The 4259-nt window shown below is 65.8% G+C and carries 5 protein-coding genes; all 5 read right to left on the minus strand.

The genetic code is table 11. The features are described 5' to 3' along the window. Positions 1-1052: IS110 family transposase (locus PHA84_RS20570; protein WP_270890012.1), on the minus strand; the 1052-nt coding region annotated here is incomplete at its 3' end. 997 nt (positions 1053-2049) lie between these two features. Continuing rightward, positions 2050-2907, minus strand: a complete 858-nt coding sequence (locus PHA84_RS20575) for an aldo/keto reductase (RefSeq protein ID WP_270890013.1) — start codon at positions 2905-2907, stop codon at positions 2050-2052. Further along, positions 2904-3335, minus strand: a complete 432-nt coding sequence (locus PHA84_RS20580; protein WP_270890014.1) for a cupin domain-containing protein — start codon at positions 3333-3335, stop codon at positions 2904-2906. Before PHA84_RS20580 ends, PHA84_RS20575 begins: the two co-directional genes overlap by 4 nt. A gap of 69 nt (positions 3336-3404) precedes the next feature. Next, positions 3405-3551 carry a hypothetical protein gene (locus PHA84_RS20585; protein WP_270890015.1) on the minus strand — a complete coding sequence of 49 codons (147 nt, stop codon included), beginning with the start codon at positions 3549-3551 and terminating at the stop codon, positions 3405-3407. 204 nt (positions 3552-3755) lie between these two features. Then, positions 3756-4259: SMP-30/gluconolactonase/LRE family protein (locus PHA84_RS20590; protein ID WP_270890016.1), on the minus strand; the 504-nt coding region annotated here is incomplete at its 5' end.

Consider the following 4259-nt stretch of genomic DNA (forward strand, 5'->3'; position numbering starts at 1 on the left):
GCCATCCCCCGACACGACCGACAGCCACGACCAGACATCCGGCCCGGCCGCGCCCCCGATACTCCTCCAATGAGGCATCGCATCGCTTCGTTGGGGGTCTTGCCGGCGGCGACTTTGCGGTCATAGTAGGCCCGGCCTTCGGTGGCGTTGCGCAGCTGCACGATGGCCATGATGTGCAGGACCCGGTTGATCTTGCGGTTCCCGCCACGGCTGAGGCGGTGGCGCACGTTGTCCCCGGAGGATGCGTCGATGGGGCCGGTGCCGGTCCAGGACGCGAAGTGGCCGCTGTCGGGGAACCGGGTGATGTCGCCGACCTCGACCAGCAACCGGGCAGCACCGGAGGGTCCGATGCCGTGCAGGTCGGTCAGCGTGGTGCCGGTGCCACGCAGCAGCGAGGTGAGCTCCTTGTTCGCAGCCTTCTTGCGCAGGTACAGGCGCTCGAGGTCGGTGACGAGCTCGGCGGCGACCCGCTTACGGGTCTTGCCGACCACATCACCGGGGCGCACACCAGCGAGGAGCTTGCGGGCTTGGGCGGCGGACAGGTCACGCTTGGCGCCGCCCCGGATCAGTTCCAGCAGAAGCGCATGCAGCTGGTTGCCCTTGTGCGTGTGCTCCTCGCCGATGGAGCGACGCCGGTCGACCAGGATCCGCAACACCTCCCGGTCCGCGTCGGGCACCACCGGGCGCAGCCCGGACATGCGGGTCCCGACCAACGCCACGGAGTGCGCGTCGGTGGCGTCGGTCTTGCGGCCCTGACCGGTGGCGAACGTCCGCACCCGAGCCGATAGCTTCGGCGGCACATCCACCACCTGTTCGCCGGCGCCGACCAGACGGGTGGCAACGTGACGGCCGATGCCGTTGCAGCCCTCGACCGCCCAGACCCGGGTCGGCCACCTGCTCGCCCTCTCGAGAAGCCCGGCGAAGCCGGTCTCGTCGGTGGCGTACCGGCCGCGGTCCACGATGCCCTCGTCGGCGGTCATCACCTCGATCGTCACGCTGCGCTTGTGCGGATCCATCCCGATCACCACACCCGCTGTTGGTGCCTGTTCCACGATGCCTACTCCTGTCGTCGAACCACTAAATGGTCGAGCAGGGAGGGCACCGCTACTTACGGCAGCACAGTCCCTTCTTCAGCCTCTCCGGCCCTGCGGTGCCGGGGCGGCGCATGCCATGTGAGAGTCACAACCCGAAGGAAGGACAGCCGCAATTGAGAGCGACCAACCCCGACACCTGGACCGAGCCTGCGCGGGCACCGATCCTGCGTCAATGAAACAAGTAGCCGCGGTGCGGGCGATGCGTCAGTCGGCTGTCATGCAGCTTTCGCAAATCACCCACCTCGTCGTGTCGCTGCACCCACGCATAAGGTGGGAGATGCCGTGGTCGGCTCGCGTGACCGTCACGGTGGTTCTTGGACATGCCAAAGCGTCGTCGTACGCCTGCTGGAGCGCCGCCTGCAGGTCCAGCTTCGCCAGAGGAGCGACCGGACCCGGGACGCAGGCCGTTGAGTGCGTTCTGCATTGAGCCAACATGTGTGTCATACATGCATCACCCCCAACATCACGGCCACTGAGAGGCTGCCCTGATAGGGGGTACGGCAGAACCCTTTCCGGCCACGTGTCTCCGACGCATCAAATCGACGTTCGCGGTGGCGGGCTGACGAGCCTCACGTATGCGTGCCGTTGCCTTGCCGAACCGGCGGCAAGCTGTGGTGGCCGGCCGAGCCATCATTGGTCAGCGGCCATTAGCGCGCAAGTACGCCTCTGAATCGGTTTCAACATCCTGCCGCCCCACGGCGTGGCAGCAACGGGCTGCTGTGTCAAAGCCGCAGCCCAACTGGCTCCTTCTCGGGACAATGACGCATGTCGGGGAGTGGATTAGGGCGGAAGGGACCTCAGATGGCCGAACCCCTGTCTTTCCCTAGCACAAGCGCCACAGCGCGTGTGCCGCGGGGAGCCCACCCAGTGCGTCGACCTCGAGCGCGAGTGGAGATGCCTTCCCGTCCAGCCGCGACGACCTGAGACCTCTTCCGAACGCCGCGGCAGAAGCTTGTTACTTGCCGCTGTAGACGGGGAACGCGCTGTTCTCGCCATAGTCCCGGGCGCGCAGGTCTCGCAGCGTGGTCATGTCCTCGGGCGTGATCTCGAAGTCCACCTCGGCGTTGGACCGCATGTGCTCGGGGTTGGCGGTCTTGGGCAGCGATACGGTGCGCAGCTGCAGGGTGTAGCGGATGCTCAGCTGCGGCACCGTCACGCCGTACTTCTCGGCCATCGCCGCGACGTCCGGGTTCCTCAGGAGCTCGCCGTGAGCGATCGGCGAGTACGCCTCGACCAGGATGTTCTTGCTCCTGCAGTAGGCGAGTAGCTCCGTCGGGGTGTTGCCTGCGTGGACGAGCAGCTGGTTCACGTGCGGCGCGACTGTGCCCCCGCCGAGGATGTTCTCCAGGTCCTGCTGCAGGAAGTTGGAGACGCCGATGGAGCGGAGCTTGCCCGCCGCGTGAGCCTCCTCCAGTGCGCGCCAGGCATCGCGATTGCCTTCGGTGTAGTCTCCGCCGCGGAAGTCGTCCCAGGGCTGCGGGGCGTGAATGAGCATCAGGTCGATGTACTCCAGCCCCAGCGCCTGAAGGGATTCGTCGATCGCCGCCACGGCGTCGTCGTAGTTCTTGATCTCCGCGGCCAGTTTCGTGGAGACGAACAGCTCGTCGCGGGCGACGCCGCTGGTGCGGACTCCTTCGCCGACGCCGCGCTCGTTGTCGTAGGCCTGGGCGGTGTCGATGTTGCGGTAGCCGATCTCGATGGCGTCGCGGACCGCCTGTGCGGCCTTGTCGTCGTCGATGAACCAGGTACCCAGCCCGAGCTTCGGGATGGTCACGTCATTGGAAAGGGTGTAGGTGTCGTTCAGGATGGTCATGCGTTCTCTCCCTTCTTGGGCAACTCGCCGTACGCCTCGTCAGTGACGGGCTCGAGCCATTCGTTGCTGAGGTCTTCTCCCGGGGTGATGAAGGCGACGTGGGAGAACCACGAGTCGGCCTTCGCGCCGTGCCAGTGCTTCTTTCCGGCCGGGACGTGGATTACTGTGCCCGGCTCCAGGCTGATGGGGTCCTGGCCCTCGGCCTGGTACCAGCCGCTGCCCGCGGTGCACAGCAGAATCTGGTCGCCGCCGCCGCCGGTGCCGTGATGGATGTGCCAGTTGTTGCGGCAGCCCGGGTCAAAGGTGATGTTGCTGACAGGAACGCTCCCCGAGGTGAGCGGAGCTAGGTAGCTCTGGCCGCTGAAGTACCGCGTAGGCGTTGTTCCTTTCCCCGAGCGGGAAGATCTGGTCGAATTCGTGTCGTTCATTCGCTTCCGCCTGTTCGTTCTCGATAGGTGGTCACAAGGCGTAGGCCCAGAGACGATTAGTGCGCCCCGTCATGCGGTGCTCCCTGCGACAGCGGCTTCCTCGAGGGTCAGAGACCACCCCGCCCGCGCTGCACGCAGGCTGTTCCGCAGGAAGGGGTATGCCGTCGCTTCATGTTCTCGGTTCTGTTCGTTGTTCTCGGTTGCGTTGCCGCTCAAGGCATCCACGCTATGACTGGATGGGGAGTGTGTGCCAGACCCTGTCAGTACCCCATCACATCCGGACCTCCCACAAGTCGCCCGACGAGGCAACAGGGAGCCAGCGGAGAGATACCCGTCCAGCGTCCGCATGACCGTGTTGCCACTATCAAGTGAGGTGCGCTCCCTGCAGCCGTTGCCCGCGAGATGTCGGCAGACTCGAAACTACGACGATCTGGAGTTGGAGCCGTCGCCTCCCGCCCTAGGGCGATGCACGTAAGCCGCCGCCGGGGGAGCTGTTTCTGTCACGTCAACTGCGAAGACAGCACCCGATTGACCAGCCTGCGCAGGGCTCAGTCCGTAGAGGGCGGTCGTAATAAACAGGCGCGACCCTGCCAGGCAGGGAGAGGTCGGTTGGCTTGCGGGGAGGGTGAACGACTCCCTCAGCTGGCCTTCGCTGTCGTAGCGGCGGACCTGACCCGCACCCCATATGGCGACCCACAGCCCAACGCCGTCGTCCACAGTCATACCGTCTGGTTGTCCGTCTTCCACATCGAGGAACACGGTGCGCCCGCCGAGCCGCCCATCGTCGTCCAGGTCGTAGCGGAAGACCACACCTCGGGCGCTGTCGGTCAGATACATGACTAAGCTAAGCCTGGATCCACCGATGAGCCGGGGCCGGTCGAGGGCGCTTGGCATTTCGAGCAGGGGACCGGAGGAGGGCGCGGT

Origin of the sequence: Pedococcus sp. 5OH_020 (genome assembly GCF_027812955.1) — a bacterium.
Classification (GTDB): Bacteria; Actinomycetota; Actinomycetes; order Actinomycetales; family Dermatophilaceae; genus Pedococcus.

Coding starts and splice junctions, on each gene's coding strand:
- PHA84_RS20575 (WP_270890013.1), bottom strand. CDS start 2,907: ATGACCATCCTGAACGACACCTACACCCTTTCCAATGACGTGACCATC.
- PHA84_RS20580 (WP_270890014.1), bottom strand. CDS start 3,335: ATGAACGACACGAATTCGACCAGATCTTCCCGCTCGGGGAAAGGAACA.